The 15,912-nt window shown below is 74.1% G+C and carries 16 protein-coding genes and 1 tRNA gene; 9 read left to right on the top strand and 8 right to left on the bottom strand.

Annotated elements, in window-relative coordinates:
• The first annotated feature begins 28 nt into the window (after positions 1-28).
• The 4 genes from ABGB11_RS09825 to ABGB11_RS09810 all read left to right on the top strand — a co-directional run bounded on the left by ABGB11_RS09825 (position 29) and on the right by ABGB11_RS09810 (position 2,902).
• Positions 29-1,015, top strand: a complete 987-nt coding sequence (locus ABGB11_RS09825; protein ID WP_347631079.1) for a GNAT family N-acetyltransferase — start codon at positions 29-31, stop codon at positions 1,013-1,015.
• Positions 1,016-1,154: 139 nt separating this feature from the next.
• A tRNA-Asn gene (locus ABGB11_RS09820) sits at positions 1,155-1,225 on the top strand.
• A gap of 27 nt (positions 1,226-1,252) precedes the next feature.
• Positions 1,253-1,693 (top strand): HNH endonuclease, encoded by a 441-nt coding sequence (locus ABGB11_RS09815; RefSeq protein ID WP_347631077.1) that lies wholly within the window; start codon positions 1,253-1,255, stop codon positions 1,691-1,693.
• A 189-nt stretch (positions 1,694-1,882) separates the two neighbouring features.
• Positions 1,883-2,902, top strand: coding sequence for a hypothetical protein (locus ABGB11_RS09810; protein WP_347631075.1), 1,020 nt, complete (start codon positions 1,883-1,885; stop codon positions 2,900-2,902).
• Positions 2,903-2,932: 30 nt separating this feature from the next.
• Here the strand turns inward: ABGB11_RS09810 and ABGB11_RS09805 are convergent, their stop codons facing one another.
• A complete protein-coding gene (locus ABGB11_RS09805; RefSeq protein ID WP_347631073.1) occupies positions 2,933-3,988 on the bottom strand; it encodes a Gfo/Idh/MocA family oxidoreductase in 1,056 nt (351 codons plus the stop codon).
• A gap of 111 nt (positions 3,989-4,099) precedes the next feature.
• On the opposite strand from ABGB11_RS09805, the gene ABGB11_RS09800 reads away from it, so the two are divergent.
• Together ABGB11_RS09800 and ABGB11_RS09795 are read left to right on the top strand one after the other, a co-directional pair.
• Entirely contained in the window at positions 4,100-5,749 is a 1,650-nt protein-coding gene (locus ABGB11_RS09800; RefSeq protein WP_347631071.1) for an FAD-dependent oxidoreductase, read from the top strand.
• A 52-nt stretch (positions 5,750-5,801) separates the two neighbouring features.
• A complete protein-coding gene (locus tag ABGB11_RS09795) occupies positions 5,802-7,241 on the top strand; it encodes an ATP-binding protein (protein WP_347631069.1) in 1,440 nt (479 codons plus the stop codon).
• A gap of 8 nt (positions 7,242-7,249) precedes the next feature.
• Here ABGB11_RS09795 and ABGB11_RS09790 read toward each other — a convergent pair whose 3' ends face one another.
• Entirely contained in the window at positions 7,250-8,044 is a 795-nt protein-coding gene (locus ABGB11_RS09790) for a class II aldolase/adducin family protein (protein WP_347631067.1), read from the bottom strand.
• Between the two features lie 127 nt (positions 8,045-8,171).
• On the opposite strand from ABGB11_RS09790, the gene ABGB11_RS09785 reads away from it, so the two are divergent.
• The 3 genes from ABGB11_RS09785 to ABGB11_RS09775 are packed head-to-tail and all read left to right on the top strand — an operon-like array spanning position 8,172 to position 10,555.
• Positions 8,172-9,305, top strand: a complete 1,134-nt coding sequence (locus ABGB11_RS09785; RefSeq protein ID WP_347631065.1) for a helix-turn-helix domain-containing protein — start codon at positions 8,172-8,174, stop codon at positions 9,303-9,305.
• A gap of 51 nt (positions 9,306-9,356) precedes the next feature.
• A complete protein-coding gene (locus tag ABGB11_RS09780; RefSeq protein WP_347631064.1) occupies positions 9,357-10,226 on the top strand; it encodes an LLM class flavin-dependent oxidoreductase in 870 nt (289 codons plus the stop codon).
• The gene (locus ABGB11_RS09775; RefSeq protein ID WP_347631062.1) at positions 10,226-10,555 is read left to right on the top strand and encodes a multidrug efflux SMR transporter; all 330 of its coding nucleotides are present in this window, start codon (positions 10,226-10,228) and stop codon (positions 10,553-10,555) included. The genes ABGB11_RS09780 and ABGB11_RS09775 overlap by 1 nt, the downstream gene beginning before the upstream one ends.
• Positions 10,556-10,559: 4 nt before the next feature.
• Here ABGB11_RS09775 and ABGB11_RS09770 read toward each other — a convergent pair whose 3' ends face one another.
• The 6 genes from ABGB11_RS09770 to ABGB11_RS09745 form a co-directional block, all read right to left on the bottom strand.
• Positions 10,560-11,105 carry a hypothetical protein gene (locus ABGB11_RS09770; protein ID WP_347631060.1) on the bottom strand — a complete coding sequence of 182 codons (546 nt, stop codon included), beginning with the start codon at positions 11,103-11,105 and terminating at the stop codon, positions 10,560-10,562.
• 76 nt (positions 11,106-11,181) lie between these two features.
• Positions 11,182-12,036 carry a helix-turn-helix domain-containing protein gene (locus ABGB11_RS09765; protein ID WP_347631058.1) on the bottom strand — a complete coding sequence of 285 codons (855 nt, stop codon included), beginning with the start codon at positions 12,034-12,036 and terminating at the stop codon, positions 11,182-11,184.
• 92 nt (positions 12,037-12,128) lie between these two features.
• Positions 12,129-12,878 carry a hypothetical protein gene (locus ABGB11_RS09760; RefSeq protein WP_347631056.1) on the bottom strand — a complete coding sequence of 250 codons (750 nt, stop codon included), beginning with the start codon at positions 12,876-12,878 and terminating at the stop codon, positions 12,129-12,131.
• Positions 12,879-13,067: 189 nt separating this feature from the next.
• The gene (locus ABGB11_RS09755) at positions 13,068-14,477 is read right to left on the bottom strand and encodes an aldehyde dehydrogenase family protein (protein ID WP_347631054.1); all 1,410 of its coding nucleotides are present in this window, start codon (positions 14,475-14,477) and stop codon (positions 13,068-13,070) included.
• Between the two features lie 153 nt (positions 14,478-14,630).
• A complete protein-coding gene (locus tag ABGB11_RS09750) occupies positions 14,631-15,152 on the bottom strand; it encodes a hypothetical protein (protein WP_347631052.1) in 522 nt (173 codons plus the stop codon).
• A gap of 6 nt (positions 15,153-15,158) precedes the next feature.
• Positions 15,159-15,884: a hypothetical protein gene (locus ABGB11_RS09745; protein WP_347631050.1), complete on the bottom strand. Its 726-nt coding sequence runs from the start codon at positions 15,882-15,884 to the stop codon at positions 15,159-15,161.
• Between the last annotated feature and the right edge of the window lie 28 nt (positions 15,885-15,912).

Below are 15,912 nucleotides of genomic sequence, written 5' to 3'. Positions count from 1 at the left end.
GCGGACGGGGATCGGGTACAAAAGTCGGATGGACGTCATCGCGCTCGATGATCCGACCGACGCGCAGATCCGGCAGTGGCACGACGTGCTGGCCGCCGTCCACGCCGCCGACCCGGCGGTGGAGCCGGCGCCCGACCCGGAGCTGACGGCGCGGCGGCTGCTCGGCGCCGAGCCCGGGTCGCGGCAGCGGCTGTGGGCGGGCGCCGACGGAGGCGCACCGGTCGCGGTGGCGGCGCTCCGGCTGCCCGGGGAGCCCGGCGCGGGGCGCCCCGGCGAGATCGACATCCGGGTCCGCCCGGAGCACCGGCGGCGCGGGTTCGGCAGCCGCCTGCTCGCCGTCGCCGCCGAGGGGCTGCGCGCGGACGGGCGCACCGGGGTGATCGCGCAGGTCCTCGCGGGCACGCCCGCCGTGCCGTTCCTGGAGTCGCACGGCTTCGAGTGCGTGCTGACCCTGCGCGGCCTGCTGCTGCGGCTGGACGACGTGCCCGCCGCCCAGGTCGAGAGGCTGCTGGCCGCGGCGCCCGAGGGCTACCGGCTCGTCCGCTGGCGGGGCGCGGCCCCGGACGAGCACGCCGCCGCCCTCGCCCGCGCCAAGCACGCCATGGCGGACTTCGCCGAGTACGAGGGGACGCCCTGGGACGCACACCGGGTCCGGGAGATGGCCGAGATCGTCGCCAAGCGCGGCGACGACCTGTACACCGTCGCCGCCGTCACCGGGGACGTCGTCGCCGGGTTCACCGAGGTCGTGGTGCCGGCCGGGGCCGCCGGCCGCGCCGCCCAGTACGACACGGCCGTCGTCCCCGAGCACCGGGGGCGCCGGATCGGCATCTGGGTCAAGGCGGCGATGCTGCGCTGGCTGGCGGAGGAGCGCCCCGAGGTCCGGGAAATCGAAACGGACAATTCTGGCGACAACGCCCACATGCTCGCCGTCAACGAGGAACTCGGCTTCCGGGTCGAGCGCGAGTCCCTGGAATACCTCGCCCCCGTCGCCGCCCTGCCCGGCCCCGGCCGCTGACCGGCCGCCCGCCGCCTCCCCGTCCGCCCCGGTCCGGTGCCCGCCGGGCGGAAAATGCGTTGCCCGTGCCGCCGGTGTATCGGCACTCTGATGGAGGCCTTCCGGGAAAAGCCCGGAAGGCGGAGAATTGCCGGAGCATTTCCTCGTAGTTCAACGGCAGAACGCCGCACTGTTAATGCGGATATCCAGGTTCGAATCCTGGCGGGGGAGCGGCACACGGGCAGAGGAGGTGACCCGGTGAACGTGCTCGTCCTGAACGCGTCGTACGAGCCTTTCCAAAGGGTGGACCTGCGGCACGCCATCCGGATGCTGGTACGCGAGGTGGCGGTCGTCGAGGAGGCGGAGGAGGGCCGCACCTTCGGCCGCTTCCCGGTGCCGCGGGTCCTGCGGCTCGTCCGGTACGTCGCGATGCGCTGGCGCCACGGGCGGCGCCCGCCGTGGAGCAAGCGCGGCGTGTACCTGCGCGACGGGGGCACCTGCTGCTACTGCGGCAAGCGCGGGAACACGATCGACCACGTCCACCCGCAGTCGCGCGGGGGCGGCGACACCTGGGAGAACACGGTCCTGGCATGCGGCAGGTGCAACAACCGCAAGGGGGACCGCACGGTCGCCGAGGCCGGCCTGCGGCTGCTGTCCGAGCCGCGGGTGCCGCGCTGGGAGGAGCTCATCGGGATCTGACGGGCCGCCCGGCGCACGACGGGGGACAGGGGGCCGGACCGCTTCGGTGGTCCGGCCCCTGATTTCGGTAGCGTGTCACCTTTCGGTAGTCCACGCGTGACTCTGTGTGTTTTCTGAAGCTTCTGAGGCTAAATGGGCGATTGTGGTAGCGTGCCGCCAATCTTGAGCTTTGTTATCTAGGAGAGATCTGTGGCGGCCCTCGATCCCCTCGGCAGGACGGCGCGCCCCCCGCGCGGGCGCAAGGCGGCGCGGCGCCTCGCGGCGATCGCCCTCGCGGCGGGCCTCTCGGCGGCGCTGCCGCCGGTGTCCGGAAGCGCCGCGGGCCTTCCCCAGGAACCCAAGGACCTGAAGAAGGAGTACGCCAAGCTGAAGGCGCGCTCCGAGAAGCTGTCCAAGGAGTACCGGGGCGAGCTGGTCTCCCTCGAAGAGGCGAAGAAGGCCGCCGAGCGCGCCGGCGCGGACGCCGCCCAGACCGGCCGGGAGTACGAGGCCGCCCGCGTCAGCGTGGCCCGGCTCGCCTCCACCACCTACATGACCGGACGCCTCGACACGATCCCGATGGTGTCCTCGGCCGAGCCGTCCGCCGCCGTCCGCGACGCCGCGGTCCTGGAGCACATCAGCCGCAACAACGGGCGCCGCATCCAGAGCCTGCAGGCCCTGAACGCCAAGGCGGCCCAGTCGCAGGAGGCGGCGAAGAAGAAGCTGGCCGCGGTCAAGAAGGAGCTCGACGACCTGGAGGGCCAGCGCGCCCGCGTCAAGAAGCTGCTCGCCAAGTACAAGCCCGAGGTGACCCGCACGAGCGCCCCCGGCGGCGGCCGCCCCGACGGGGTGAGCGGCACCAAGTCGCCCATCGTCGGCAACTCCATGACCTCCCGGATGCGCAATGTCCTGGTGGAGATCGACGGCAAGTTCGGCCCGTTCCCCACCATCGGCTGCGCGCGCCCCGGCGACCCGCAGGACCACGGCTCCGGCACGGCCTGCGACTTCATGGAGAGCACCGGCGGCAAGATGCCGAGCGCGTCCGCCCAGGCCCACGGCGACCGCGTCGCCCAGTTCGTGATCGACAACGCGTCCCGCCTGGGCATCAAGTACGTCATCTGGAAGCAGCGCATCTACGACATGCGCAGCAGCGGCGGCTGGCGCCAGATGGAGGACCGGGGCAGCATCACCCAGAACCACTTCGACCACGTGCACGTCTCCGTCCTCTGACGGCGTGCCCTTCGAGATCGAGCAGCTGCGCTACTGGGCCGGAAGGTCCACGGCGGTGCCCTCCCGGGCGGAGCGGGCGGCGGCCTCGATGACCTCCAGGCCGGTGATCGCGTCCACGAGGGTGACCGGGGGCGGCGCGTCCTCCCGCAGGCTGCGCAGGACCCTCGCGTAGAACTCGTGGTAGGCGCCGGGGGTCGTGGCCTCCGGCGCCGCGCCGCCGGGGGTGCCGAGCAGGCCGTACGACTCCGGCGCGGCGATGCCGTAGCCGGGATCCTTCGGGGTCAGCCCCGCGTGGAGCTGCTCCTCCTGGACGTCCATGCCCGAGACCGTGTACGCCGCGCGGCTGCCGAGGACCCGGAAGCGCGGGCCCAGATGCGCGGCGGTCGCGCTCATCCACAGATGGGAGCGGGGGCCGCCCGGGTGGGAGAGGGCGACGAACACGTCGTCGGGGGCGACGGCGCCGGGGCGGCGGGTGTCGATCTCGGCGTAGACCCGCGTGGGGCGGCCGAACAGGGTGACCGCCTGGTCGATGAGGTGCGAGCCGAGGTCGAACAGGATGCCGCCCGCGTCCCGCGGGTCGACGCTCTCCTTCCAGCTCTCCTTCACCTGCGGCCGCCAGCGCTCGAACCGGGACTCGAAGCGCCGGACGTCGCCGAGCGCGCCCGACGCCGCCAGCCGCGACACCGTCAGGTAGTCGCCGTCCCAGCGGCGGTTGTGGAACGGGAACACCGGCAGGCCCCGCACGGCGCTCAGCGCGGCGAGGGACCGGGCGTCCGCAGCCGAGGCCGCGACCGGCTTGTCCACGACGACCGGGACGCCCGCGGTCAGCGCCGCCCGGGCCAGGGGGACGTGCTGCCGGTTCGGCGCGGTGACGACGACCAGGTCGTAGCCGCCCGGCGACCCCCAGAGCCGGTCGGCGCCGTCGATCACCTCCGCCTCCGGGTAGCGCTCCCGTACGGCCCGCTGCCGCGCCGGGGCGCCGGTGACGACCGCGGCCAGCCGCATCCCCGGGACGGAGGAGATCAGCGGGGCGTGGAACACCGAGCCGCCGGTGCCGTATCCGATCAGCGCAACTCGCAGGTCCATCCCCCGATCATGACCGATGGCGCCCGGCCCGGCGGGCGGCGGGGTCCGCCGCGTGGCGGATTCGCCGGTTCCACGTAGGCTTTTTCCTGGACGTGCCATATCGAGGGGGACGTGTTGCCCAAGCCAGTGCTGCTGACCGTCGACGACGACCCGGGCGTGTCCCGCGCCGTGGCGCGGGACCTGCGCCGCAGGTACGCCGAGTGGTATCGGGTCGTGCGCGCCGAGTCCGGGCGCCAGGCCCTGGACGCGCTGAGCGAGCTGCGGCTGCGCGGCGAGGACACCGCCGTGCTCCTCGCCGATCACCGGATGCCGGAGATGGACGGCGTGGAGTTCCTGGAGCGGGCCATGGACCTGTTCCCCTTCGCCCGCCGGGTCCTGCTCACCGCCTACGCCGAGACCGACGCCGCGATCCGCGCGATCAACGACGTGGACCTCGACCACTACCTGCTCAAGCCGTGGGACCCGCCGGAGGAGAAGTTCTATCCGGTGATCGACACGCTGCTGGACGCGTGGCGGCGCAGCGACCGCCGCACGCCCCGCGAGCTGCGCGTCGTCGGGCACCGCTGGTCGTCGCGCTGCTACGAGGTCCGCGACTTCCTCGCCCGCCACCAGGTGCCCTACACCTGGCTGATGGACGCCGACCCGGACGGCGCCGAGCTGATCGCCGCGGCCGGGTCGCCGGAGCTGCCGCTGGTCGTCACGGCGGACGGGACGACCCTGTCGGCCCCCTCCGACGCCGACCTGGCCGCCGCGGTCGGGCTGCCGAGCACCCCGTCCACCGGCTTCTACGACCTGATCGTCGTCGGCGGCGGGCCGTCCGGGCTCGGCGCGGCCGTGTACGGCGCGTCGGAGGGGCTGAACACCGTCCTGGTGGAGCGGCGCGCCCTCGGCGGCCAGGCCGGGCAGAGCTCCCGCATCGAGAACTACCTCGGCTTCCCCGACGGGGTGAGCGGCTCGCAGCTCGCCGACCGGGCCCGCCGGCAGGCCGACCGGTTCGGCGCCGAGCTGCTGCAGGCCGGCGAGGTCACCGCGCTGGAGTCGCGCGGCACCGCCCGCGTCGCGCGGCTGTCGGACGGCACGGAGATCGCCGCGCACGCCGTCATCCTCGCGACCGGTGTCTCCTACCGGCGGCTCAACGCCGACGGCGTGGACGACTTCGTCGGGCGCGGCGTGTACTACGGCGCCGCGCTCACCGAGGCGCCGTCCTGCAAGAACGAGGAGGTCGCCGTCGTCGGCGGGGCCAACTCCGCCGGGCAGGCCGCGGTGTACCTGGCCAAGTACGCCAGGAAGGTGCACGTGATCGTCCGGGCGGACGGCCTGGAGAAGTCGATGTCGCACTACCTGATCGAGCAGATCGCCGCGACGCCCAACATCGAGGTGCACACCGGCAAGACGGTGTGCGCGGCCGAGGGCGCCGACCGGCTGGAGCGGCTCACGTTCGCGTGGCCCGGCGGCAAGAAGACCATCGACGCGCACTGGCTGTTCGTGTTCATCGGCGCCGAACCGGGAACGGACTGGCTGGACGGCTTCGTCGAGCGCGACGCGCGCGGCTACGTCCTGACCGGCCCGGACCTCGTCGCCGGGGGGCGCCGCCCGGCCGAGTGGCCGCTCGCCCGCCAGCCCTACCACCTGGAGACCAGCGTGCCCGGCGTGTTCGCCGCGGGCGACGTCCGCTCGGAGTCGATGAAGCGGGTGGCGTCGGCGGTCGGCGACGGCGCGATGGCCGTCGCGTTGGTTCACCGTTATCTGGAGCAGGCATGAGCGGAGCGAAGCGGGGGGTGCGGGGGGTCGTCCCCCCGCGAAGGGGAGAGGCATGAAGACTGCGTCACCGGAGGAGCTGCGGGAGCTGTTCCTCTTCGAGGACCTCGACGACGAGAAGCTCGCCTGGCTGTCGCTGTGCGGGACGGTCGAGGAGTACCCGGCGGACGGCATCATCTGCGACCAGGGCGAGCCGGCCGAATTCTTCTACGTGCTGCTGGACGGCGAGATGTCCATGACGCAGAAGGTGCGGGACCACTCGGTCGAGGTGAGCCGGACGGACCGCCCGAGCACCTACGGCGGGGCCGTGCAGGCGTACCTGGGCGACAAGATCGAGCAGAGGTACCAGCACTCGCTGCGGGCGACGCGCCCCTCGAGGGTCTTCGTGCTGCCGGCCCGCAAGTTCGCCAAGGCCGTCCGCAAGTGGTTCCCGATGGCGACGCACCTGCTGGAGGGCGTCTTCTTCGGGATGACCAACGCGCGCCGGGTCGTCGACCAGCGCGAGCGCCTCACCGCGCTCGGCACGATCACCGCCGGGCTCACCCACGAGCTGAACAACCCGGCCGCGGCCGCCGCGCGGGCGAGCGCCGAACTCGGCGACCGGCTGCTCGGCGCGCAGAAGAGCCTGGCCGACCTCGCCGCGCAGGGCGTCGACTGCACCCATCTGAGCGCGCTGGTGTCGCTGCGCCCCGCGCTGCCCGCGCCCCCGGCCGGACGGCGGAGCCCGCTGGAGGTCAGCGACGCCGAGGACGAGCTCGGCGACTGGCTGGAGGAGCACGGCGTCACCGACGCCTGGGACCTGGCGCCCGAGCTGGTCGCCGCCGGGATCGGGACCGAGCAGGCCGAGGAGGTCGCGCGGGCGGCGGGCGAGCACCTTCCGGCGGCGATGCGCTGGCTCGCGGAGGTGATGGAGGTGACCCAGCTCCAGGCGGAGATCTCCGAGGCGATGGGACGCATCACCGCGCTGCTGGACTCCGCCCGCCAGTACTCCCAGCTCGACCGCGCCTCTCACCAGCGCACCGATCTCCGCGTGCTCCTGGACAGCACGCTGACCATGCTCAAGCGCAAGTTCGGCGAGGGCGTGACGGTGAAGACCGTCTACGACGAGACGCTGCCGCCCGTCCCGGTGTATGCGGCCGAGCTGAACCAGGTGTGGACGAACCTGATCGTGAACGCGCTCTACGCGATGCAGGGCTCGGGGACCCTCACGATCCGCACCGCGCGCGAGAACGACTACGCGCTGGTGGAGATCGGCGACACCGGGGAGGGCATCCCGGAGGAGAACCTCGGCCGGATCTTCACGCCGTTCTTCACCACCAAGCCGGTCGGGCAGGGCACGGGCCTCGGCCTGGACATCTCCTGGCGCATCGTGGCGGGCCGGCACGGCGGCGACATCCGGGTGGAGTCGCTGCCCGGCGACACCCGCTTCCAGGTGCTCCTCCCGCTCACCGAGCAGGAGGAGGCCCCGGCGCCCGCCGGCGCGCCGGGGCCGTGAGCGGCGCGTCAATCGAACAGGTCGGGCTGCTCGCGCGTGATCTGGTCGTAGAGCGGCTGGTAGTTGATCCAGCCGACCAGGTCGTTGCCGATCTGCTCGTGCGTCAGGACGGCGTTGTCGTGCTCGATCGGGACGACCTGCCCGGCCGCCTTCGCGAGGAGCTGCACCTGGCACGAGCGCTCCATCGTGATGAACCACCAGGCGGCGGCGTCCACGGTGTCGCCGACGGTGAGCAGGCCGTGGTTGCGCAGGATGACGGCCTTGTGGCCGCCGAGCGCGGCGGCGATGCGCTTGCCCTCCTCCAGGTCGGTGACGACGCCGGTGTAGTCGTCGAACAAGCCGTGGTCCTGGTAGAACGCGCACACGTCCTGCGTGATCGGCTCCAGCTTCCGGCCGAGCGCCGAGATCGCCCGCCCGTAGGTGGAGTGGCTGTGCGCGGCGGCGACCACGTCCGGGCGCGCCTGGTGGACCTGCGAGTGGATCGCGAACGCCGCCTCGTTGACCGGGTAGCGGCCCTCGACGACCTTGCCCTCGTGGTTCACCAGGATCAGGTCGCTGACCTTGATGTGCTTGAAGGACATGCCGAACGGGTTGACCCAGAAGTGGTCGGTGCGCTCGGGGTCGCGGGCGGTGATGTGGCCGGCCACGCCCTCCTCGAACCCGAACTTGCCGAAGATGCGCAGCGCGGCGGCCAGGCGCTCCTTGCGGTGGCGGCGCTCGTCCTCGACATCGTCGAACGTGGGCGGCAGCCGGAAGATCAGGTCGGTCGGCAGCTTCTCCAGGAACTCGTCTTCGTCGGACATCGCGACACTCCTTGGGCTCGTCTGCCACCACCGAACACCAGAACCCGGCGTTCCGGCTAGATCGGGACGGTCCAACGTCCGCCCGAGCGGTTGTCCCGGGCGGACAACCCGTGGGCAGAATAGGCGGATGGAGCCCAGCGCGGGCGACCGGTTCCTGCGGTTGCTGATCGAGCACAGCGACGACCCGGTGCTGCTGGAGGCGGCGGTCCACGCCGCCCGCGGCAGGTCGGACCTGGTGGCGGCGCTGCCCGAGGAGGAGACCAGGCGGCACACCCGCGCGCTCGTGCGGGGCGTGCTCGCCGCGCTGGAGGAGGGCGCTCCGGGCGAGGAGGTGCTGGCCGCGGCGGAGCGGCTCGGCTCGGACCGGGCCCGCCAGGGGGTGCCGGTCGCGGCCTTCCTGGACGGGTTCCAGGCGGGCCGCGCCCAGCTGGTCCGCGCGCTCGTCGCCGACGGCCGCCGCAGGGGCGTGCCGGACGCCGCGCTGCTGGACGGCGTGACCCGCATCGACGAGATCACCACCGTCCTCGTCCAGCGGATGGTGCACGCGCACCGGGTCGCGGAGCTGGAGATGGCGCGGACGGTGCGGGAGGGCCGCGTCCAGATGCTCCGGCAGCTGCTGCACGGCGAGGCCGTCCCCGTCCTCGCGCCGCTCGACCCGTCCGGCACGTACCACTGCGTGGTGTCCGAGGTCAGCGATCCGGCGGTCGCGGCGCGGCTGGAGGCGGGCCTGACCGCCGCGGGCCCGGGCCTGTGCGGGCTGGTGGACGGCCGCTTCGCCGCGCTCGTCGCCCGGCTGCCGGACCCGCGGCCCGCCGGCCCGCTGCTGGTGGCGGCGCCGCCGGTGCCTCCCGGCGACGTCGCGCCGATGTACGCGCTCGGGCGGCGGGCGCTGCGGGCGGGCGCCGGCGCCGGGCTGACCGGGACGCGGGAGCTGGCCGACCTCGCGCTGCTCGCGGTCACCGAGGGCGAGCCGGAGCTGGGCGCGCTGCTCGCCGGCGCGCTGCTGTCCGGGCTCGACCCGGACGAGCCGTTCCACCTGGAGCTGGCCGAGACCGCGCTGGCCTACCTCGACCACGGCGGCCGGATCGAGCCGACGGCGGCGGCGCTGCACGTCCACGCCAACACCGTGAAGTACCGGATCCGCCGGTTCCAGGAGCTGGCCGGACGGCCGCTGCTCGACCCGGCGGGCGGGGTTGCCGTGTCGCGCACCGCGCACTGGTGGTGGGCCCTGCGCCACTGGGCCGCGGGCGCCACGGGATGATCTGTGGGGGCGTTCCGCGGCGGAGCGCCCGGGACGAGGACGGAGGTACCGGTGACCGCACCGAGGATCGGCGTCGTGATGTGGCCGATGCAGTCCTGGCCGGAGGCCGGGGAGCTGTGGCGGCGCGCGGAGGAGCTCGGGTTCCGGCACGCCTGGGTGTACGACCACATCGCCTGGCGCGGGACGACGCCCTGGTACGACGCGTACACGACGCTGGCCGCCGCCGCGGCGGTCACCTCCCGGGTGCGGCTCGGCACGCTGGTGACCTCGCCGAACTTCCGGCATCCCGTCCCCACCGCGCACGCGATCAAGACGATCGACCACGTCGGCGGCGGGCGGCTGACGGTCGGCATCGGGTCGGGCGGCACGAACCGCGCCTCCGACGCCGGGATCCTCGGCGGGGACGACTGGAGCGCGGACGAGCGCGCCTCCCGGTTCGCCGAGTGGGTGGAGCTGCTCGACCGCCTCCTCTCCCGGACCGAGACCACCTTCGAGGGGACGTACTACTCGGCCCGCGAGGTCGTGGAGGGGCCGGGCTGCGTCCAGCGGCCCCGCGTCCCGTTCGTCATCGCGGGCAACGGGCCGCGCGGGATGCGGGTCGCCGCCCGGCACGGCACCGGATGGGTGACCAGCGGCCGCGCGCCGGGCCGCCGCCCCGAGGACGTCGTCCGGTCCCGGCTGGACGCGCTGGACGAGGCGTGCGAGGCGGAGGGCCGCCGGATCGATGACCGCATCCTGCTGACCGGCTTCTCCGGAGAGCCGTGGCTGGAGTCGGCGGGCGCGTTCGCCGACCTCGCCGGTCGCTACGGCGAGCTCGGCATCACCGAGATCGCGCTACATTGGCCCCGTGCCGGCACCCCCTTCGAGGCCCGCATGGCGGTCTTCGAGGCGATCGCCGCCGAGTACGGGGAGGGACCCTGATGCCGTTCGTGCTGCTGGCGCTCGCGATCGCCTTCGAGGTTACGGCCACGCTGGCGATGCGCGCCTCCGACGGGTTCACCAGGCCGGTCCCGATCGCCATCGTGGTGGCCGGGTACCTGATCTCGTTCGTCTTCATGTCGCGGGCGCTGATGTCGCTGAACGTCGGGCCGGTCTACGCGATCTGGTCCGCGCTCGGGACGATCGGCGCGTTCGCCGGCGGCGTCCTGCTCTTCGACGAGCCGGTCCGCCCGGTGGCCATCGCCGGCGCGGTCATCATCGTGATCGGCGTCATCGTGATGAACATCGGCGGCGGCGTCCACCAGGGCTGACCCGTCACATCCGGTAGAGGGCGCCCGCTTCGCCCCACTCGCCGAACGCCGGCGGGGCGCCCCATCCGGCCGCCGGCGGCGGGCGGACGAGGACGAGCCTGACCACGCCGAGCCGCCGCAGGGCCCGCGCGGTGGCGTCCGCGTCGCCTCCCGCGACGCCCGCGAACATCAGGTCGGCGCCCCGGGCCCAGCCGGGCGGCTCGGCGAACTCCGGCGCCCACACGCACGTCCGGTGCCCGGCGGCGATCCGGTATCCGTGCATCGGACGGCCCCGGTGCGGGACGGGCAGCGGCTCGATGCGCAGTGTGCCGCGGCGGAACGGCGCGAGGACCGGCTCGGGCATGCCGCACTCCCTGGCGATCCGGCGGCGGGCGGGCTGGTGCGGGCCCTTCTCGTCGCGGACGAGCCATGCCGCGGAGATCTCGGGCGGCTCCGAGCCCGGCCCGCCGTCCAGGCCGATGTGCGCGTGCCCGTACTCGACCAGCAGCCCGGCCGGGGCGTGCGGTGACGCGCGGGCCGTTCCGACACCGAGCAGGATCAGGCGCGGCATGTCTCGATCGTCACCCCGCGTCCGGTTCGCGTCCACCCCTCGGGCGGCCGAGCCGGGCAGGGGGCTCGGGCGCGGCTCAGGAATGATCCTCGGCCAGCGTGCTGACGCGCTGCTGCTCCAACTGGCCACCGATCAGCTCGGTCGGCGTGCAGCCGGACAGCGCACGGAACTCCCGGTTGAGGTGGGCCTGGTCGTAGTACCCGCAGGCGGACGCCGCCTCGGCGAGCCCGGTCCCGCGGCCGAGCAGGTCGACGGCGTGCCGGAACCGCAGCACGCGCGCCATCACCTTGGGCGGGAGCCCGGCCTGCTCGCGGAACCGGTTGGTCAGGTGCTTGCGGCTCCAGCCGACGTCGGCGGCGATGCCGGCGACGGGCACCGTGTGGTCCTCGTTCAGCAGCCGCCACGCCCTGACGACCTCCCGGTCCGGGACGGGGCCGGCGTCGAGGCGGCGCAGCAGGAAGCCGTCCAGGATGCCGAAGCGCGCGTCCCAGGACGGGGCGTCGGCGAGGCGCTCGACCAGGGCGGCCGCCTCGCGGCCGAGCAGGTCGGGCAGCTCGACGGCGGCGTTGGCCAGCAGGGCCATCGGCACACCGAGCAGGGTGTAGGCGCCGAGCGGGGTCACGTCGAGCTGGATGCCGCGCTGCCCGCCGGGGCTGAGGTACATGCCGTGGCCGTCGTGCATCCCGGCGGCGAACGACCCGTAGTCGCGGTCGCGGACGCCGGGATCGGGGACGGCCAGGCGGAGCGGCGGGCCCAGGTTGATGATCACGACCGTGGTGCGGGTGGGGAGCGTCCGCATCCGGGCGGGGACGGCCTCGGTCTCCCAGTAGCCGTCGTAGGAGCGCAGGAACGGGCGCAGCGCGGGATGGGGGCGGCCCTGTGCGAGCCACCAGCCGCCCCGGTCGCTGAAACGGACCGTCCTGTCGGGCATGCCGCCTGCTCCCTGTCGCGGGGGCGTCCCTCCACGCCTCCCGGTTCACCGTCCTCGGTGCCAGTCTTACCACCCCGGACGGACAGGGCGCGCTACTCGTACATCTGCCCGCACACCGCGATGCGGGCGAGATCGTCCCAGGTCATGGTGGTGATGGTGCGGACGTAGGACCGGGCGGGCGGCTCGCCGGGGCCGGTGGGCAGCGGCACCCGCGCGCCGTCGCCCGCGTCCCAGCCGCCGAGGCTGCCGGCGACCGCGCATTCCAGGTAGGTCGCCGGGTCGAAGTTGTACCAGCGGGCGGGGGTGGCGCGGGCGCCGGAGCCGGACGGCCGGGGCGCCTCCACGCCGAACCGGGCCTGCGGGCCCGGGGGAGCGGCCAGGAAGTCCTCCAGGTCGGCGATCTGGGACAGCAGGACCCGCTCCCAGTCGGCGTAGCCGTGCGGCTCGCCGCCGGGCAGGGAGAGGTCCTTGCCGCTCCACGCGGGATCGAAGGCCGCTGGCGGGGTGGTGGACGCCGCGGCGAACATCGCCGCCACGTCGTCGGGCTCCAGCCGCTCCTGGTCGCTGAGCGTGGCGCTCACCTTCCACAGCGAGCGCAGGAACGCCGACAGCGACCAGGACGCCGCCCGTGCCTCCTGGCCGAGTTGCAGGAAGACCAGGTACAGGTCGCGGTTGGTGCGGACGGCCGGTCCCGGCGGCCCCTCCACCCAGTGGGTCCGCCCGTGCCCGGCGGCGCTCTCCAGCACCATGACCTGCGCCAGGGCCGAGATCCGCGAGTCGTGGGCGGCGACGTGGAACGTGTTGCCGAGGTCGTCCTGGCGCATGACGTCCCAGGTGTGCATCCGGCTCCTCCACGCTCGGCGGTGTGTGCACCACGCCCCCGCCCAGAAAGTGTCCCATTACCGCGTCGGACCGCCAGTAGTGGTGATGTCACTTTCCGGACTCGAAGTCGTGACTTTCCGCTCATGTAGTACGTGCCGGAAACGTATAGGGGTCCGGCGGCCGTGCCGCCGGACCCCGCGCGCCGTCGCTCAGCCCTTCGAGCGGTGGATCACCTGGAGCTCGGTGAAGCCGTACAGGCCCCACGGCCCGTTCTCGACGCCGACGCCGCTCCACTTGAACCCGCCGAACGGCTGGTGCGGGGCGAGCGCCAGGTGCGTGTTGACCCAGGCGGTGCCGCACTCCAGCCGCCCCGCGACCTCGGCGGCCCGGTCGGCGTCGGCGCTCCACACCGAGCCGGACAGGCCGAAGTGGGTGCCGTTCGCGCAGGCGAGGGCGTCCTCCAGCTCGGTGTACCGGACGATCGGCAGCGCCGGGCCGAACTGCTCCTCGTCCACGATCCGCGTGCCGTCGGCGACGTCGGCGAGGATGGTGGGCTCGAAGAAGTAGCCGGGCCCGTCCATGGGCCGGCCGCCCGCCGCGGCGCGCGCCCCGTTCGCCAGGGCGTCGGAGACCAGCTCGCCGACCCGCTCGTACTGGGGCCTGTTGTTGACCGGCCCGTACTGGACGCCCTCCTCCATGCCGTCGCCGACCTTGGCGGCCTTCGCCCGCTCGGCGAGGGCGTCCACCACGTCGCCGTAGAGCGCGTCCGGGACGTACACGCGCTTGATCGCCGAGCAGACCTGGCCGTTGTTCTGGAACGCGGCGCCGAACAGCCGGTCGGCGACCGCGGCCGGGTCGGCGTCGTCCAGCAGGATCGCCGGGTCGTTGCCGCCGAGCTCCAGGGTGACGCGCTTGAGGTCGGGCGCCGCGGCCGCCGCGACCCGCTTGCCGGTCGCCACGCTGCCGGTGAAGCTGATCTTGCGGGGGACGTCGTGCGCGGTCATCCAGGCGCCGAGGTCGTCGCCGCCGGTGACGACGTTGAGCACGCCGGGCGGCAGGACGTCCCGCAGCACCTCGCCGAGCTTCAGGCTGGACAGCGGGGTGAACGGGGACGGCTTGAGGACCATCGTGTTGCCCGCGAGCAGCGCCGGGGCGAGCTTCCAGATCGCGAGCAGCAGCGGGTAGTTCCACGGGGTGATCGCGGCGACGACGCCCATCGGCCGGCGGACGACCTCGACCAGCGCGTTGCCGTCGTCCTGGATGACCTCGCGGGGGAGCTCCAGGTCGGCGAAGTACTTCAGCCACACGCCGGCGCCGACGACCTCCATGGTCCCCTCGGCCAGCGGCTTGCCCTGCTCCAGCGTCAGGATGCGGCCGATCTCCTCGGACCTGGCGAACAGGACGTCGGCCGCGGCGAGGAGGGCCTTGCGGCGGGCGGACTCGTCGCGGCGCCACTCGGGGTAGGTGGCCTGCGCGGAGGCCATCGCCGCGTCGAGCTGCTCCCGGGAGGCGTCGGGCGCCCGCTCGGCCACCTCGCCGGTCGCCGGGTTGATCACACCGAAGGTGCCGGGGGCGGTGACGGCCTCGCCGCCGATGGTCATCGAGAAGGTCTCGGACACCTGGATCCTCCGCTCACGGGGTTACCGAATGGGATTCAGTATTCACCCTCCCCGGCTTCCTGACGAGCGCCCGGGGGAACACGGGAGCCGGTCCGGCCTGACACGGCGACGGGCGCCCCGGGGTCCTTCCCGCGGGGCGCCCGTGCGTGCTCGTCAGGCCGCGACGATGCGGTCCAGGAGTTCGCGGTATCCGCGCAGCGCCTGGCGGAGCCGCTCGGTGTCGGCGTGCCCGCCCTTCTCCAGGGCCTCGGAGAGCGCCCGGCGATGCGCGGCGATCGTGCGCCCGAGGGCGTCGACTGCCTCGGAGGCGAGTCCGTCCGCCTTGCGCACGGACTCGGCGGGGTCGTCCACGAACGCGGACTGCACCTCCCGCCAGCGCTCCCGGAACCGCTCGCCCTCGGCGGGGTCGAGCAGCGCGGCCGGGGTGCCGGACGCCGGTGCGGGGGACTCGGCGGCGACCGGGTCGCGCCCGGCGCCGGGCACCGGTATCGGGTCCGGGGCCGTGTCGGGGACGGGCTCCGGCGCCTCCGTCACGGGCGTCTCCGGCGTGGGACCGGCGACGTGCCGGTCACCCGGCGCGCCCGGATCGGCCGTTCCGGCGGCGCGGGCGCGGTCGCCGGCGACCGGGCCGGCGTCCGCGGCCGGTTCCCTGGTGCCCGCTCGGCTGTCTTCCATCGGGGGTCAGCTCCTCGGGGTCTGGTCGTCGCGGCGCGGCGTGGCCGGCCCGGTGGCCGCGGCCGGGGCCGCGTGCGGAGCGGGGGCCGGCTCGCCGGCGGTCCCGTCCGCCGGGCGGCCGGTCGGCTGGCGGCCGGTCGGCTGGTGGCCGGGCGCGGTCGCCTGGTGGTCCGGCGTGCGGCCGGCGGCGCGCTCCCCGCCGGGAGGCGTCAGCAGTTCCTCGAACAGGGCGCGGTAGTGCACCATCGCCTGCCGCAGGTCCTCGGTGGAGGCCTGCTTGGACGCCGCCCTGGCGCTGATCGCGTGGGCGTGCCGGTAGTGGTCCATCGTGCGCCCGTGCTCCACCGACAGGTGCGCGACCTTCTCCTCGAAGCCGTGCGTCGGGTACCCGCGCTCGCCCATCACCACCGTGACGAGGCCGCCCGCCTGCTCGACGGCGGCCTCCGGCGTGTCGACGAAGCGCTCCTGCACCCGGACCCACTGCTCGCGGTACTGCTCGCGCCGGCGGGGGTCGAGATCGCGCAGTTCGAGCTCCTCATGGCGCTGCTCGCGGGAGCGCAGCTCCCGCTCGGCGGCCGCCCGGCCGCCCTCGCGCTCCACGGCCCGGTCGTACTCGGGGCCGAACCGGCGCCGCAGCCGGGCCGTGCGGGACCGGGTCACCGCCAGGTACACGGCCGCGGCGAGCGCGGCGGCGACGGCAACGGCGATGACGACCCATATCGCGGTCGACATGGTGCTCCTCCAACGTGCGTCGGATCGA

The sequence above is a fragment of the Actinomadura sp. B10D3 genome, assembly GCF_039871695.1.
In the GTDB taxonomy this organism is placed as follows: Bacteria; Actinomycetota; Actinomycetes; order Streptosporangiales; family Streptosporangiaceae; genus Spirillospora; species Spirillospora madurae.
Note: the sequence above shows the minus strand (reverse complement) of the source record. Positions and strands in the feature narration are given on the sequence as shown.